We start from the raw sequence: 15,538 nt of genomic DNA on the forward strand, positions 1-15,538 counted from the left end.
GAATCCAATCACTGGCAGTACAACCGGTGAGACCGAAACTAAACACAAGCACCATCACTGAAAAAACATGCGTCACAACATCACACCTTAGTTCACATATATCAAACGTAACGACGCTCAATTTTAGATTAAAAAATAAGCTTTCAATATAACCACTCTGCCCATTAAATGCCTCACCCCACCTTACTCACAATACCTCCCCGCCTTAAAACACCTTACTCAAACTTACTTTCAACTTTTGAGCACCCCAAACAAACGACCCAACGAGACGGATAGGAAATTTCCTACAAGCAGACTTGACTCATAGCGTACCTCTATGATCTTCTTGTACAGGAAAATATCAAAGGTACATAAGATGCAGGGCGACCGTGAAACTTCAACAGCATTAACTACGGTCAAATGCACCTATGATCATGAGAAGCTTTTACTGCGTAACTCTCCCCTGCAAACTACCCTCACCAGCAATGAAGGCCATTTGCTATTAGCCCTGATCGAGGGCGTGACTGACAAAGAAGATTTAATCCGACGCGTCTGGGGAGATCGTGGTCTGATCGTATCGGACAGCAGTTACTACAAGGCGCTTCACACCCTCAGGCATTATCTCTCGGAAGTTGGACTCGACAGATCCGTGTTAAAAACATTGCCCCGACGCGGCGTTGTTTTGTTATTAACAATAGAAAAAACATCCAGTGAAAATAACGCCGATACGCATGGGCATGAACCTCCATACGAACTGCCCGATAACACGGCGACCGAGAGTGGCCCAAACGTCAGCGAAACATCGCCTTCAGCCCCAATAACAGCAGCGCTTGAAAATGACAACACGGTCACAACGCCAGCAACCATGGAACATCCCCCAACTGCCTCACCGCCCCCACCCAGAACTATTAGGCTCTGTACGTAAAGTATTGTCGCAAGCACCGCATAGCGCAGGCCAATGAGACCATCGCCGCAAAACTTGTTGCGAGCTTGTCGAAGCGCGTCACGATGCGACGGTTCTCCTTCAGCCAGCCAAACATGCGTTCGATGATGTTGCACTGCCGATATTTGGGGCGATCAAAAAGTCGAGGCAATCCTGGCTTGGTTTTGCGCTTCATGCTTCGCAACGGAATGACTGGCTGCATGCGATAACGATCACAATACTGGCGCAGCGCTTCAGCGTCGTAACCCTTGTCAGCCAGCAACCAGCGGCAACGCTTGCGTGGGCGACCGCGCAGGCTGGGTATGCAAGCCTGATCGAGTAGCGGTTGGGCATAGGCTATATCGCTGGCTTGTCCGCCTGACAACAGGAAACGCAGAGGCACACCATTGGCGTCGCACAGCATGTGAATCTTGGTCGTCAGGCCACCCCGGCTGCGCCCGAGCGCGTGGTCTTGCGGTTCTTCAAATCCCCTTTTTTCCCGGCACCTGATGAGGCCCGGGTTGCTCGTACGGCAGTGGAGTCGATCATCCATGTTTCCAAGTCAATCAAACCCTGCTCATTCAATCGGATATGAAGACGCTTGAGCATCTGATCAAAAGCTCCGCAATCACGCCATCCCCGGAACCGTTGATAGATCGTTGACCAAGGGCCGAATCGTTCGGGCATGTCTCGCCAGGCTGCGCCAGAGCAAAGCACCCAGAGAATACCGTTTAGCATCAGGCGATCATCGGCCCGAGGGCGCCCGGTGCGCTGATTTTTGGTGAAGATATCTGCAACCAGATCCCAGGCTGCGTCGGGGAGTTCATACCGCTTTGCCATCTTGGCCTCCTGGCTTTAATGGCGGTGTATTTTACAGAAAATCGTATTTCTTGGGTTTACGTACAGAGCCTAGGGTGTTCATCGATCTAGGTAATCTCCATGCCTACATTCAAACCATCCCCTTGCATCACCTGACCGTCTTCAAACGCTTTCCAGAGCTGCTCGAGAGGGAGCATTGGTTTCGGCTCCCTCCTCACGACGAACAATCGCCCTTCGGGAGGTATCAACATAGTCCGGTCATCCCACTTGAGACCAACTGGCGAATTTCCGAGAACAACGGCAGTGACGAGCCGGGCTATGCATCACCGAGGAATTGACGCGGCTACAATGTCGCGCTCCTCGTGAAATAGATGCTCACCTGACTGCCTGCTTGAGCCTGGCCCAGGTGGCACGTTTGGCGATGGTGTGCGAGCCTTCTAAGGCCTACTCAGCACTGCCGTCGCCTCAGCCTCAATCGCCATCTACATCCATGGCTACATTTCGTAGCACAAATCCACATTTGACATCTGGCGGCGATTCGGACGCTACAAACTGATCGAATCCTTCGATTTTACAAAATATTGATATGCGCCATTGTAACGCCACTATTACCTGATAGGATTCGAGCTTCCCCACGGATGGAATAGACAGATGAAGGCGCTGATCGACGTTATACCCACGGCTGAGCAGCTTGCGCTGTTTTCCCGAGTCACATCTGGCGTTGATGTGATTCGAGGAGCCGCAGGAAGTGGGAAGACGACTACAGCCCTCCTCAAGCTGCGCACCAGCGTGGCGTTCTATTTAAATCGCGCGCGGCGGCAGGCTGAACCCCGACCTGTGAAAGTCTTGGTACTGACGTTCAACAGAACGCTTCGTGGCTACATAAACGAACTCACCGAGCGGCAACTGGGTCAAGAGCCTCTCATTTCGCTGGAAATAGCCACCTTCAACAAATGGGCCCAGCGTTTGACCGGCGCCCGGAACATTCTCGATCTGGAAGTTGCATCAGCCCATCTCCGCCGACTCGCCGCTGCCGCAGGGCTTGAGTCTGAATTCGTTGTTGAGGAAGCTCAGTACGTTCTTGGTCGTTTCCACATTGATGAATTGGACGACTACTTGTCTGCACGCCGAGATGGACGAGGCGTGACGCCTCGGATGGAACGTCCGGCCAGGCAGCAGCTCCTTGAGCTCGTCATCCGACCCTATCTTGGATTCAAAGCAGAGCATGAACGGGTAGATTGGGGGGATCTGGCGTGCGACCTAAGCAACACTCAGCTTGAGCAATACGACGTAATCGTGGTGGACGAGACCCAGGATTTCTCGGCAAATGAGGTACGAGCGGTGCTCAATCAGCGCTCGGCGGACGCCTCAGTGACCTTCGTACTCGATAGTGCTCAACGCATCTATTCACGCAACTTCACGTGGGTTGAGGTCGGGGTAAGTCTGCGCCCGGAAAAGAGCCATACCCTGCAGACCAACTACCGGAACACCCGTCAGATTGCTCGGTTCGCGAGTGCCATGCTCACAGGGCTCCTGATCGACGATAACGGGACGATGCCAAATTACGCTACCGCAAGGGCTGATGGGCCGAAACCGATCGTCTTGAGAGGCTCGTACCCGAATCAGGTACGCGGAGCGATAGAGTTCCTTCGCGACATTGATCTCACCCAACAATCTGTAGCGTTTTTGCACTACAAAGGCTGGTTTCGGGATCTGATACCCGCTCTGAATCGTGCGGGTCTGCCCTTCGTCAATCTGACCGGCTCTCCTGTATGGCCAGAGGGGCCTGAGAACATCGCATTGTGTACGCTGCACTCCAGTAAGGGCTTGGAGTTCGATCACGTCATCATGATAGGCCTGGACGGTTCTGTTCTTCAGGTAGACATGCCTGATGATGAGGATCAAATCGATGTGGCAGAACACGAACCATCAGCGCGGCTGCGCCGCCTGGTCGCAATGGGCGTGGGAAGGGCCAGGGAAAGCGTCCTGATTGGATTCAAGCCATCCGATGCGCCGGACATTATGCATTTCGTAGATGATGATCTGTATGAAGGCCGGGACGTATGACTATTCAGCAGCTGATTGCGGAGCGAGGCATCGAGTCCATCCTCCACTTCACCACCAATCGCGGCTCCCTTGGGCTCTTTGCATCAAGGGCGCTCAAATCTCGCCAGCGCCTTAACGCAGATCAACAGCTCAAGCACATCTTCCAACCTAATGCGCGCTACCGAGACAAGGATCGGGCCTGGCTGGATTATGCCAACCTTTCCGTCAGCCAAATCAATACCGCGTTCTTCAGAACGTGCTCCGGTAGCTGGCATAAGGAGAAGGATTTTTTCTGGTGCATTCTGGATTTCACGCCTGAAATACTGCTTCACGATGATGTCTGGTTCACGACGACGAACAACATCTATACCAACGTCGAGCGTGCAAAGGGCCCTGAAGGGTTGGAAGCCATATTCCAGACCCCAATTCATCAGTACCTAGCAAATTACTCACATCGTTCCGCCAATCATCCGAGTAATCTCCCGACCTGCAACCAAGCCGAGATCCTGTATCCCCAAGAACTGTCGACAGACCATTTGCAACGTATCTACGTGCGTTGCGACAATGACAGTGACGAGCTAGCGGGTCAGATGGCTGCAACGGGGCATTCCCCTGTCAACGTAGTGGTTAGGCCAGAGCTGTTTGAAAGGATCAGGTGAGTAGAGCAATGTCAGAAAATAGGCTGCAACGCACAATTTCATCGGCGCTATGGGCAGCCTACGGCGACGCCATGGGATTCCCGACGGAGCTCGCTTCCGAAAACCTTGTCAGCGAACGACTCGGTCAGCCACGCTCAACCAGAACGGAGCAATGGCAGAGGATTATCGGCGGAAGATTCGGCGCTCAGGTCGTCCTTCCTGCAGGAAGCTATTCAGACGATACTCAACTGCGTCTTTCGACCAGTCGCGCGATCTCAGGTCAAGGATATTTTGATGTAGAGGCATTTGCCAAAATAGAACTGCCTATTTGGCAGGTCTATGCGCTGGGAGCCGGACGAGGAAGCAAGTCAGCAGCGAGCTCACTCTGCAATCGGAGCACGAACTGGTTCAGCAACTTCTTCAACGGGTATGTGAATGGCGGCGGCAACGGTGCAGCGATGCGCGTCCAACCTCACGTATGGGCCGCTGCAGACGTTACAAACAAGCCTTCGTATCTGGTTGATGTCATCCGTAACGCCATTTGTACTCATGGACACATGCGGGGTATCGCGGGGGCTGTTGTGCATGCAGTTTCTCTAGCCCACGTATTCCAACACGGGCGTGTGCCCAATGAAACAGAGTGGTTCCAATTTACATCCGATATCCGGAGTATCCCTTCTCTAATCAGAAGCGACTCGGAGCTCGCAACGTTCTGGGCGCCTACGTGGGAAAAGGCTAGTAACACGTCGCTTCAAATTGCTGTGGATCAGGTTGCGGCTGAATGGGAAGCTTCTGTTGGTAACGCGGTTAATTGCCTGGCCAACAAATCGGCATCACCTGCTGAGCTCTATGTTGAGATAGTCACCAGCGACAAGGGACTGAGCGCCGAAGAAAGAGGCTCAGGACTCAAATGTGCCCTGTTCGCAAACGTCGCAGCACTTCTGGGCCAGCGAGTAGGCTCCCAGGAGATCATTGAGCAGGTAGTCAATTTGCTTAACAGCGATACTGATACGATCGCGACCATGGCGGGTGCATTGATAGGCGCTGCACACCCAGATGTCAGATGCTTGGGTGAAATCCAAGATGAAACTTACCTGCGCCAAGAAGCAAAGCGCCTGTACGCTATCAGTCAAGGTGGACGTGCTGAGAGCTTTACCTACCCAGACATGCTCTATTGGCAAGCCCCTAGGGCTGTGATTGATTCGTTGGAAGCCACTCCAGCAGGCCTCGAACTCTTGGGCTTGGGTAAGGTTAAACCGTCTGGCCGAATCTTCTCCGGCAAACAAAAGTCGGCAGTGTGGCAATGGTTTACGGGTGATTGGGGTCAGACATTGCTCATTCGCTGTCGCCCTGCACTATTAGGTAACGAAGATGCCGTAATCGAAACTCGGAAGGCATCGCCCCCGGTGAGTAATACGGTCGATATGTTTGATGAGCCCACTACGGTCAGTGAGAAACAACCAGCCGTTGAAGCGCCTATTCAACGCCATAATGTATTGCCCGAGGTGAGTGCCCCTCCTTTAGAGTCGGTACAGCCTGTACAACCGATACTACCCACGGCGCATGCTGACTACGTCGCTCCGCGCGAGACGGGATCTCTTGAGCCTGGCAGTCACCACTACGGTGGCCAGACACAAGACAGCATCGCCCCGCCCGACCTGGATGCACTGACCAATGAGGCGATCAAGACATTTGATCCAACGGTCATAGGCCAGCACTTGTTAGACCTTTCTGAATTCCCCAATGGGATTTATCTATGTGTGGCCTACTCATCGATCATCGCTAAGGCACGTGTGGCGCGTCTGCGCAGCAAACGTAAAGAGCAGGCCTGACTGACTCAGGAAGAATTCGTTGGGGATCCTCGTCATTGGGGATCCAGGTCATCCAGGATGCAAATGCTGGATGAATAGCCCCTAGTTTCGTAGACACCTTCATGCCTTAAAATGAGGCCAATCAGGAGGTGCTATGAGCAACCCACGTTATCCCGAAGAATTCAAAATCCAAACAGTCAATCAAGTGACCGAAAAGAAGCTGCCTGTCGCTGATGTAGCGGCGCGTCTCGGCGTGTCGACGCATAGCCTCTATGCCTGGATAAAGCGCTACAGCAAACCTCAAGAAGAACGGCAGCAGGATGATGATCAGCACGCTGAACTGCGTCGTCTGCGAACGGAACTCAAGCGCGTCACTGAAGAGCGAGACATATTAAAAAAGGCCGCCGCGTACTTTGCCAAGGAGTGCGGTTGAAGTAGGCCTTTATCAAGCAGCGAGCCGGCGACTATTCCATTCGACGGCTTTGCCTGACGCTGAAAGTCCATCCCTGCGGTTATTACATCTGGTTGTCTGAGCCACAATCTGCATGCGCTAAAGACGACCAGCGACTGCTAGGTTTGATCAAGCACTCATGGTTGGAGAGCGGAGGCGTTTATGGTTATCGTAAAATCCATGACGATCTGAGCGAGGTCGGTGAGGATTGTGGTCGTCATCGTGTGGCGAGGCTGATGCGTCTTGAAGGTCTCCGTTCTCAGACAGGTTATAGACGCCGCCCTGGAAAGTACGGCGGTAAGCCGGCGGTCGCCTCACCCAATTTGCTGAGGCGCCAGTTCGATGTCGTGGAACCCAACAAGGTTTGGGTAACCGACATCACCTACATTCGTACGTATGAAGGCTGGTTGTATTTGGCGGTGGTGCTGGATCTGTTTTCTCGTCAGGTCATTGGCTGGTCAATGAAGGCGCAGATGACCAGTGATTTGGCTATTGATGCGTTGTTGATGGCGGTTTGGAGGCGTAAACCGAAGCAAGGGGTGATGGTTCATTCCGACCAGGGCAGCCAGTACAGCAGCTCCGATTGGCGCAGCTTTTTGAGCGCAAACAATTTGGTTGCCAGTATGAGTCGCCGAGGCAACTGCCATGATAACGCCGTGGCCGAGAGCTTTTTCCAACTTCTGAAACGGGAGCGGGTCAAACGAAAAATATATACCGTGCGGGAAGATGCTCGTAGTGATGTGTTCGATTACATCGAGATGTTCTACAACGTAAAACGCCGCCATGATTTCAACAATCAGCTGTCACCGGTAGAGTTTGAAAAGCGTTACGCAATGAGCTTGCAAGGTGTCTAGAGAATCCGGGGCGATTCAATGCATTTCTCAAGTGTAATCCTTTCTAGTGAAGCGTTATGAAGTCAGCACCAGCCGCTAAAAGCTGATAATCGGTTACTGTCTGGACTAGCGAATCAGCCAATATTTTCAGTTGATCAATTTCCTCTTGTGGGCGGCCTAAAGTTTTAGCCTCACGATAAAGACGCAGAGCTTCTAAGGCCTCTAAGATCAACGGCTCGCCAGCCTCAGTCATTCCCAGAATTGTCCTCTTCATCAATACCCGCCCTCTCAGTAGTCAAATCAGTATAGCGGTTGCCCACTGACAGTCAGCCTCGACCCAGAGCTGTCGCTGGCCAAAGACAGTTATCGGTCACTTGCATGCTTCCTTGCGCAGTAACCTGCCAGTCAGCTCGCGGTATTTACCACGCGTAAGCACGAGTCACGTCGGTAACTGGGCGAATGCTTCTGACAGAAACCGGGACACTTTGCGCTCAGCATGGGAGAGGGTTAGCTGATTGGCACCGCTATCAACAAGCCCCTCTAAACCTTGGATTTGCTCTCGCAAAACCTTGAGATCAGAGCCAGGCTAAGAGCGCAATTGAGAGCCCGCACAGAGCGGGCTTTTGTAGAGAAGGTTCGTTTGTTACCGGTTGAATCGTTCGACCAATGAGTACTGGGTCGTCGCTGTTTGAGTTAATTCTTTGCTGAGCTCTGCCGAGCTTCTTGCTTGTTCAGATGTTTGATCTGCAAGATTTGCGATGGTCGTAATGTTGCGACTAATCTCCTCTGCAACGGCAGTTTGCTCTTCAGTCGCTGCGGCGATCTGGGTGGTCATATCAGTAATGTGAGCTACCGCATCACTAATACCGACCAATGCCTTGTCAGCTTCTAGTACCCAGGCGACTCCTTCTTCAGCTTGGCGATGTCCATTCTCCATGGTTTTAACAGCACTATTTGACGAGGTTTGCAGCTTGGAGATCAGGCTATGAATTTGAATAGTTGACTGAGTGGTGCGTTGTGCCAACTGACGCACCTCGTCTGCAACCACAGCAAAACCTCGGCCCATATCTCCAGCACGTGCAGCTTCGATCGCGGCATTCAAAGCAAGCAAGTTGGTTTGATCGGCAATACCTTTAATGACATCGACAACCGTTCCGATTTCATTGCTGTCTTTAGCTAACTGTGCAACCGCTTGGCCAGTCTCTCCGACAACGATCGAGAGGCGTTGGATGGCCTCACGTGTATCTCGAGCTACATCACGGCCCCGTCCTGTTAGCTCATTGGCTTCTTGAGTAGCGCTAGCGGTTCTCTGAACGTGGGTTGCGACCTCCTGCGTGGTCGCAGCCATCTGACTAACTGCAGCTGACACTTGCTCAGTCTCGACTCGCTGACGTTCAAGTCCGCGCGAGCTATCTGAGGCAAGGTTATCCGACCTTTCAGCCAGACCAGTGAGCTGCTCTGCGGTGTCTTGCAAACGAGTAAGGCAAGTCTTGAGCCTCGATGCCTGGCTCACAAATGCGGTTTCAAGCCGCGCCTGTGGGCCGCGCTCATCGCTATACATCTGTGCAATTAACTGATCCGAGGTTGTGGGGTCAGCCATTTTCAACAGATGCAGCGCCCCTTGATTTTTCTGACGCGAAACAATCAGCCCGAAGAGAACAGATATTAATACCGCCAAGGTTAATGCCAGAGAAGTACTGAAAAATACTCCCCCTAAGGAGCCCACTAGCCCCATAGCCAAAAGTGGTAGCCAGTCCATGAGGATAGGTTTCCATTTGTCACTGCTGGGGATAGCCGACTTGCCTAGGTTTAGGCGATTGTAAAGGTTCTCTGCGCGTCGAACTTGATCGGTCGTAGGCTTAACCCTGACCGATTCATAACCAATTACCTGGCTACCCTCGAAAATTGGAGTGACATAAGCATTCACCCAGTAATGGTCGCCACTGCTAGTTCGGTTCTTTACGATACCCATCCAAGGCTGGCCTTGTTTGAGAGCGCCCCACATATGAGCAAATATGGCAGAGGGGACATCGGGATGTCGGACGATATTTTGGGGCGCGCCTATTAGATCTGACTTATTGAAACCGCTGATCTCGACAAAAGCATCATTGCAATACGTAATGACACCTCGTGCATCAGTTGTAGAAATAAGTTTTTGTTGCGCTCCCAAGGCAATCTCGCGCTGCGTGACCGGTTGATTGTTTCTCATTTAGATAGATCCCTTGCCCTGTGTCAAGGGTATCGGCAGCTAATATGAAAAGCTTAATAAGTATTTCCATAGGGTATTTTGCACCTGGTAATCCGTCTGCGCTCGGAATGCGGCCCATTGGCAACAACGAACAAGCTGCCACCAAACTCTATGAGTCCTCCATCGCGTCAACACGACCAAGGTGTAAAACAGCTCCAATAAATAGCCGCTTCGCGCAGGCTGTAACTTTCCTTGAAAAATAAAAGCCACGCTTACTTTATTCAATCCGCTTAACCTTGCCGCCAAACACTAAGAGTCATTTGTCGACAGTGTCGTAACTTGCGAAGCGTCATCATTACCACGAGCAGAACAGACCCTGTTACGACCAGCTTGTTTTGCACAGTAAAGCGCATCATCCGCTCTAACAACTAACTTACTTGGGGTATCTCCCGAGGGCAGCGCGAATGCTACACCCATGCTAACAGTCACCCGAACTAGACTTTTACTTGTTGAAATCTTTGAACTTTCAATCGCCAGCCGTAACTTCTCTGCAACACCGACGGCGCTTGCCCCATCCGTACATGGGAGGATCACACCAAACTCCTCCCCCCCTAGCCGCCCAAAACTATCATGTGCTCGAAGTTCGGTGCAACACACAGCAACCACCTGTTTCAGAACAATATCTCCAATCGGATGCCCATACGTATCATTTACTTGCTTGAAATAATCAATATCAATCAATATCAAGCTTAACTTCGTACCGCAGGATTCTGAATCCCTGAACTCCTTCTCAAGGACTTCTAAAAAATGGCTCCTGCTCAGTGCGCCAGTTAAAATATCAACATTTACAAGTTCCCGAAGAGTTTTGTGAGCCTGCTTGAGGGCTTTTGCATCCTTCAAATGCTGCCACACGGTGGAATATATCAACAAAGCAAAAGACAGTAGCAATATCGTGACAGCACTTGCACAGAAAATTAGCACTCTATGACGCTTACCAGATGACATCAAATAATCTTCAGGTGAAAGCTGAACAAGAACAACCAAGCCGGCGTCTTCTAAACGACGGTATGCGGTCAAGCTCTCAGACCCATCGAATGCACTAATTCCTCTATACAGCCCTTCAGGCAACGCTTCCTTAACAAAATATGGCGCACTTTTCAAAAGCAATAGCTCGCCAAAATCAATAGCGCCACTATCCTTTGATGCCACTGCACGAGGAACACGATCCATACCTACAAGAGCAATCAAACCATTAGTCCCAACATTAATTTTTTTATAAAAATCCGAAAAGAAAGACATAGGGATTGACACTACCACGACCCCTGAGAACTTATCACCCTCAATTATTGGTCGAGTGAACTGTATAGACCAAATACCAGAAACCCTGCCAAACACGGGCTTACTAATAAATAACTTATCTTTTGAAGGGTTATAACGATGGGCGCGAAAATGATCGCGACCACTCAAATCTACCGCGCCAAAGGCTGGGGCTAGCGACGAATAAACTAGCATCCCCTCCGGAGAAATCAGCGCAACTTGAGCAACCATGTTCCCATAAAGTACAAGTTCCTCTTTAACTATGCGCCCAAAATCATTACGATCTTTAACAGCATGCTCACGCAAATCTTGAGTTAAAGTATCTACAAAACGAACCACGCTTTGAACGTGCACATCGAATGCAACGGCAAGATTCATAGCATCACTACCCGCAGCTTTTTCTACCAAAACGTTCTCTTGATCAAGCCAAGCATGGAGCGTGCCCCACATAGGCACGAGCGTGATCAATAGAAACGCGATGGCTGCTAAGCCCGCTTTCGTTTTGGTAGCACGATGCTGGTACAATCTGAACCTCCATTACTGACCAATAGCCATTAAGATAACTATTCAGATTAGTGACATCATTCAACATACCTAGACACCTGAGCATCAGCTAATCAAAGTATCTGACTAGACCTTAAAAACAGAGCAGCACAATAGACTTGCTGCAACCTCCAACCCTTTCGCCTAGAGTAATTATAGTACAAAAACCCGAACTACAGACTGAGGCTAAAGGGGCAAGCTCCTTATAGCGCTTTGTTTGGTTCGATCAACTAACTGGTTCAGAATCTAAAGACAGCACCTCCAAAACATGTTGATTCCATCACTCCTTTTTTTACTTGCCGATACTTCCTGGGTAGGTTTTCAGGGCGATCAGCCCATGGTCGCCGACGATTCGTCTAGCATGAGCTCGGTCAAGTTGGGCTCTATGGGCGCAATAAACCACGCCGCAGTTGTGGTCAGTCACAACCGGTTGTGGCGGTGACATCGAGTGGCACTGACAGCCGCAGATCAGCAGCAAAGCGGTCACGAAGGCGTGCTTGTTTGGTTTTTCAATCGGTCAGCTTTGGCTGTCAGATTCTGCGCGAGGGTCGAGTTGGGTATTGGAATTTGCAGCATAGTCCGGATCGTTCAATCAAAAGCTAAACGCCATCAGCGAAAGTTTTATTCGGTTCCAGGCCAGCAAGAATCGCTCAGCGAAAATGAAGACTTGTGAATCGTTCAGCCCGGACATCAAATATTCATTGGCCGGAAATACGTGTTATCGATCTGGTCAGCAGGTTTGAGAGTCTGACTGTGCTCCCAGTATCGTGTCCACGGTTTCAGCCTAATCGGGTCGTGCGCTACGTTCTAATAGGTTAAACAAGTACATTCCGGCCAACATGGCCAATACGAATATGATGATTTGGCCGTGCCCTGTAAGCAGAATTGTTAACGCTGGCCCAGGGCAGATCCCCGCAAGACCCCAACCTATACCGAACAACAGGCTGCCGCCAATCAAGCGGGAATCCAACTCCCTTTTCATTGGAAACTGCATCGGGGCACCCAACAAGGATTGTTTGTTTTTGCGCGCCCAATTCAAGGGAATAATCGCCACCGCGATGGCCCCACCCATCACCAGTGCGAGTGATGGATCCCAGGCCCCGGCCAAATCAAGAAAAGCTAATACTTTGGCGGGATTCGCCATGCCTGCCAGGAGAAGACCAAGGCCGAAGATCAGTCCTGCAAAAAAGGCGGTCAACTTGATCATTTTCATGCTCCCACCACATGACGGATGACGTACACCGTTGCAAAGCCAGCAAACATAAAGCACATCGTTGCCGTGATGGATCGTGCTGAGAGTCGAGAGATCCCGCAAACGCCATGGCCGCTTGTACAACCAGATCCGTAACGAGTACCCACTCCGACAAGCAAGCCCGCAATGATCAGCGTCGGCCACCCTGCCTTAATCTCGATCTCTGGCATTACGGTAAACGCTCCCCACAACAACGGAGAAATCAGTAGACCAAGAAGAAATAACGCCTTCTCACTCCAACCCTCACTATCGAATCGCAGCACGCTTCCAAGCAGTCCACTGATGCCGGCGATGCGTCCATTCGCGAGAACAAACAAGCTAGCAGCCAGCCCTATCAAGGCGCCTCCAGCTAATGAAGTCCAAGGCGTGAAGTTGATCCAATCAATGCTCATTTTGCATCTCCTGCATATAAGTGCTGGTAAAAGACATGGATTTCAAAGGTGTCACCTGAGATTCTGAGCTCCCCCTAAAGGCGATCAAAGACCCTGTCGAGACCCGTGTAGGATTTCAGCCCCTGAATCCGCCCGGGCTCTCCTAGAGATATCGAAGCCTCAAAAGGACACAAGATGAGGCAAGGCTCGATCAGTCCGCTTTTGGCTGGTTGCCGCATTTCAGGAGGGGCATCTCTAGGCGAATAGTGATTGCTGAATACCTCAGAAACCCGGGGCGATTAATATTGATCCTCTGGGTATCGCAAAAATTACCGTACGCAGTTACTCAAAGTGGTTACAACGCATAACGTAAGTCAGCCACGAAGCTTGATCCTAGTCACCGGATGTGATGTGGTGGCCGATACAGAAAGACTATTCCCATTCGCCAACTATGGCGCTCGCGACTTTTATTTTTCCAGCATCACGAGGTTTCATGCAGATTGAGTTACAGGAGATTAGCGACCACCTCTATCGTTTCGCTCCTTTTGATGCCCTGCCAAAGGAGTCGGTAGACGCCATCGCTCGGCGAATTGAAGTGAGTTATTTCAAAGCCGGCAGTGACATTCTTGAAGCCGGTGCGACCATTCAGGATCTGCATTATGTTCGTAGTGGTGCGGTGGAGATTTACCGGCGTAATGGTGAGCTCTATGACCGTCTCGTCGAAGGTGACCTATTCGGTCAGGCAGGTCTGTTACGTAGCAACAAGGTACGCTTTCCCGCCCGAGCGTTGGAAGATAGCCTGATCTATTACATCCCTGCCGACGTTTTCGCTGACCTTTGTGCGCAACATGATGCTTTCGCTGACTTCGTTGAAGCAGAGGGAAACTCGAGACTCAAAACTGCTGTTGAAGCTCAGGGGCGTGCTAGTGAGCTTATTCAGCTCAAATGTCGCGCCCTTATCTCACGTCCCTTGGTGTGGGTCACGTCAGATATCTCTGTCGGCGGCGCTGCAAAAATCATGACTGAGCAAAGTGTATCCTGCGTTCTAGTCATGTCTCCAGCAGGTTTAAAGACGGCTGAAATAGAAGGGATCGTCACAGATAGAGACCTTCGCACGCGATTTGTTGCAGTGGGCCTAAACGCTGACGAAACTCGTGCCAGCGACATTATGACAGTCGATCCGGTTGTAATTGGCTCCGATGATTCAGTGTTTGAAGCCATGCTTGTGATGTTGCGCCGCAATATTCATCACTTGCCGGTTGTGCACGATGGTAATCCAATTGGCCTTATAAACCTGTCGGATATCATCAGGTACGAATCGCATAGCAGTTTGTACTTGGTTAACAGAATCTCTAACCAGACCTCAGTTGAAGGTCTGAGATCACTTTTGCGTGACCTGCGAGGAACCTATATCCGCATGGTGCGTGACGGGGCTACTGCGCACATGATCGGAAGCGCGATTTCAGGTATTGGCCGTGCCTTTACCCAGCGTTTGCTTGAGCTGGCCGAGAAAAAGTTAGGCCCGCCTCCAGTGCTTTACTGCTTTATGGTTTTGGGATCAATGGCGCGTGATGAGCAGTTGTTAGTGACCGACCAGGACAACGCGTTAGTACTCGACGACAGCTTCGATCCGATCCAACACGACTCTTACTTCCGAGCCCTGGCAACGTTTGTTAGCGATGGACTGGCCGCGTGCGGTTACAGCTACTGCAAGGGCGGGGTCATGGCGACCAACGAGCAGTGGCGACAGCCTTTGAAGGTATGGCGAAGTTACTTCGATCAGTGGATCGAAAAACCTAATCCAACTACGTTGCTTAATAGCTGTATTTTTTTCGATCTGGATGGGGTTTTTGGCAAGCTTGAGTTGGTACAAGAGCTTAAAGACCTGTGCGCTCGAAAAGCCAGTACACACCCTGTATTTCTAAGCGCAATGGCTCGTATTGCCCTTAATCGAACGCCGCCATTAGGATTCTTCCGTACTTTTGTCGTTGAGACTGACGGACAGCAAAAAAGGATCATCAACCTTAAAGGGCGTGGCACGGCACCGCTGACCGACCTTATCCGGATTCATGCGCTAGCATGTGGCAGTACCGCTCAGAACTCATTTGATCGCATGGATGCTATAGCCCGCAGTAAAGTCATTCCTCCAGAAGCATTAAAGCAACTTCGGTACGCACTAGAGTTCCTGTCGATGGTGCGTATTCGACACCAGGCGGACGCACTTGAACAGGGGGCATCACTCAATAACTACATTGAGCCCGAGCGCTTTTCTAGCAGTGAACGACATAACCTCAAAGAAGCGTTTCAGGTGTTGAGCAATGGCCAAAATTTCTTGCGATTCCGATATCCTTCAAAGGGCCGCTTTTAG

Annotated in this window: 10 protein-coding genes and 2 pseudogenes; 6 read left to right on the forward strand and 6 right to left on the reverse strand. The window is 51.0% G+C overall.

Annotated elements, in window-relative coordinates:
- Positions 1–355: 355 nt before the first annotated feature.
- Positions 356–904: a hypothetical protein gene (locus V6L79_RS18695; protein WP_338579336.1), complete on the forward strand. Its 549-nt coding sequence runs from the start codon at positions 356–358 to the stop codon at positions 902–904.
- Here the strand turns inward: V6L79_RS18695 and V6L79_RS18700 are convergent.
- Positions 888–1,741 (reverse strand): annotated as a pseudogene (locus tag V6L79_RS18700) (IS5 family transposase). The gene V6L79_RS18695 and the pseudogene V6L79_RS18700 sit on opposite strands and share 17 nt — an antisense overlap.
- Positions 1,742–2,371: 630 nt before the next feature.
- On the opposite strand from V6L79_RS18700, the gene V6L79_RS18705 reads away from it, so the two are divergent.
- The 4 genes and pseudogenes from V6L79_RS18705 (at position 2,372) to V6L79_RS18720 (ending at position 7,520) form a co-directional block, all read left to right on the forward strand.
- Entirely contained in the window at positions 2,372–3,787 is a 1,416-nt protein-coding gene (locus V6L79_RS18705; RefSeq protein ID WP_153328361.1) for an AAA family ATPase, read from the forward strand.
- The gene (locus V6L79_RS18710; RefSeq protein ID WP_153328359.1) at positions 3,784–4,425 is read left to right on the forward strand and encodes a DarT ssDNA thymidine ADP-ribosyltransferase family protein; all 642 of its coding nucleotides are present in this window, start codon (positions 3,784–3,786) and stop codon (positions 4,423–4,425) included. Before V6L79_RS18705 ends, V6L79_RS18710 begins: the two co-directional genes overlap by 4 nt.
- Before the next feature lie 8 nt (positions 4,426–4,433).
- The gene (locus tag V6L79_RS18715) at positions 4,434–6,236 is read left to right on the forward strand and encodes an ADP-ribosylglycohydrolase family protein (protein ID WP_153328357.1); all 1,803 of its coding nucleotides are present in this window, start codon (positions 4,434–4,436) and stop codon (positions 6,234–6,236) included.
- 133 nt (positions 6,237–6,369) lie between these two features.
- Positions 6,370–7,520 (forward strand): annotated as a pseudogene (locus V6L79_RS18720) (IS3 family transposase).
- A 43-nt stretch (positions 7,521–7,563) separates the two neighbouring features.
- Here the strand turns inward: V6L79_RS18720 and V6L79_RS18725 are convergent.
- The 5 genes from V6L79_RS18725 to V6L79_RS18750 all read right to left on the reverse strand — a co-directional run bounded on the left by V6L79_RS18725 (position 7,564) and on the right by V6L79_RS18750 (position 13,191).
- Positions 7,564–7,773 (reverse strand): hypothetical protein, encoded by a 210-nt coding sequence (locus V6L79_RS18725; RefSeq protein ID WP_048350899.1) that lies wholly within the window; start codon positions 7,771–7,773, stop codon positions 7,564–7,566.
- 369 nt (positions 7,774–8,142) lie between these two features.
- Positions 8,143–9,708, reverse strand: a complete 1,566-nt coding sequence (locus tag V6L79_RS18730) for a PAS domain-containing methyl-accepting chemotaxis protein (RefSeq protein WP_301462156.1) — start codon at positions 9,706–9,708, stop codon at positions 8,143–8,145.
- A gap of 288 nt (positions 9,709–9,996) precedes the next feature.
- Positions 9,997–11,529, reverse strand: coding sequence for a diguanylate cyclase (locus V6L79_RS18735; protein ID WP_338579337.1), 1,533 nt, complete (start codon positions 11,527–11,529; stop codon positions 9,997–9,999).
- 802 nt (positions 11,530–12,331) lie between these two features.
- Entirely contained in the window at positions 12,332–12,754 is a 423-nt protein-coding gene (locus V6L79_RS18745) for a DUF6691 family protein (RefSeq protein ID WP_037031739.1), read from the reverse strand.
- A gap of 2 nt (positions 12,755–12,756) precedes the next feature.
- On the reverse strand, positions 12,757–13,191 hold the full coding sequence (locus V6L79_RS18750; protein WP_019822702.1) for a YeeE/YedE family protein: 435 nt from the start codon (positions 13,189–13,191) through the stop codon (positions 12,757–12,759).
- A gap of 472 nt (positions 13,192–13,663) precedes the next feature.
- On the opposite strand from V6L79_RS18750, the gene V6L79_RS18755 reads away from it, so the two are divergent.
- Positions 13,664–15,538, forward strand: a complete 1,875-nt coding sequence (locus tag V6L79_RS18755; protein ID WP_301462152.1) for a DUF294 nucleotidyltransferase-like domain-containing protein — start codon at positions 13,664–13,666, stop codon at positions 15,536–15,538.

The sequence above is a fragment of the Pseudomonas sp. ML2-2023-6 genome (assembly GCF_037055265.1).
In the GTDB taxonomy this organism is placed as follows: Bacteria; Pseudomonadota; Gammaproteobacteria; order Pseudomonadales; family Pseudomonadaceae; genus Aquipseudomonas; species Aquipseudomonas kulmbachensis.

Excerpts from the sequence above, each read along its gene's own strand:
- V6L79_RS18750 (WP_019822702.1), bottom strand. The coding sequence starts at position 13,191 with ATGAGCATTGATTGGATCAACTTCACGCCTTGGACTTCATTAGCTGGA.
- V6L79_RS18755 (WP_301462152.1), top strand. The coding sequence starts at position 13,664 with ATGCAGATTGAGTTACAGGAGATTAGCGACCACCTCTATCGTTTCGCT.
- V6L79_RS18695 (WP_338579336.1), top strand. The coding sequence starts at position 356 with ATGCAGGGCGACCGTGAAACTTCAACAGCATTAACTACGGTCAAATGC.
- V6L79_RS18715 (WP_153328357.1), top strand. The coding sequence starts at position 4,434 with ATGTCAGAAAATAGGCTGCAACGCACAATTTCATCGGCGCTATGGGCA.
- V6L79_RS18730 (WP_301462156.1), bottom strand. The coding sequence starts at position 9,708 with ATGAGAAACAATCAACCGGTCACGCAGCGCGAGATTGCCTTGGGAGCG.
- V6L79_RS18710 (WP_153328359.1), top strand. The coding sequence starts at position 3,784 with ATGACTATTCAGCAGCTGATTGCGGAGCGAGGCATCGAGTCCATCCTC.
- V6L79_RS18745 (WP_037031739.1), bottom strand. The coding sequence starts at position 12,754 with ATGATCAAGTTGACCGCCTTTTTTGCAGGACTGATCTTCGGCCTTGGT.
- V6L79_RS18725 (WP_048350899.1), bottom strand. The coding sequence starts at position 7,773 with ATGAAGAGGACAATTCTGGGAATGACTGAGGCTGGCGAGCCGTTGATC.
- V6L79_RS18705 (WP_153328361.1), top strand. The coding sequence starts at position 2,372 with ATGAAGGCGCTGATCGACGTTATACCCACGGCTGAGCAGCTTGCGCTG.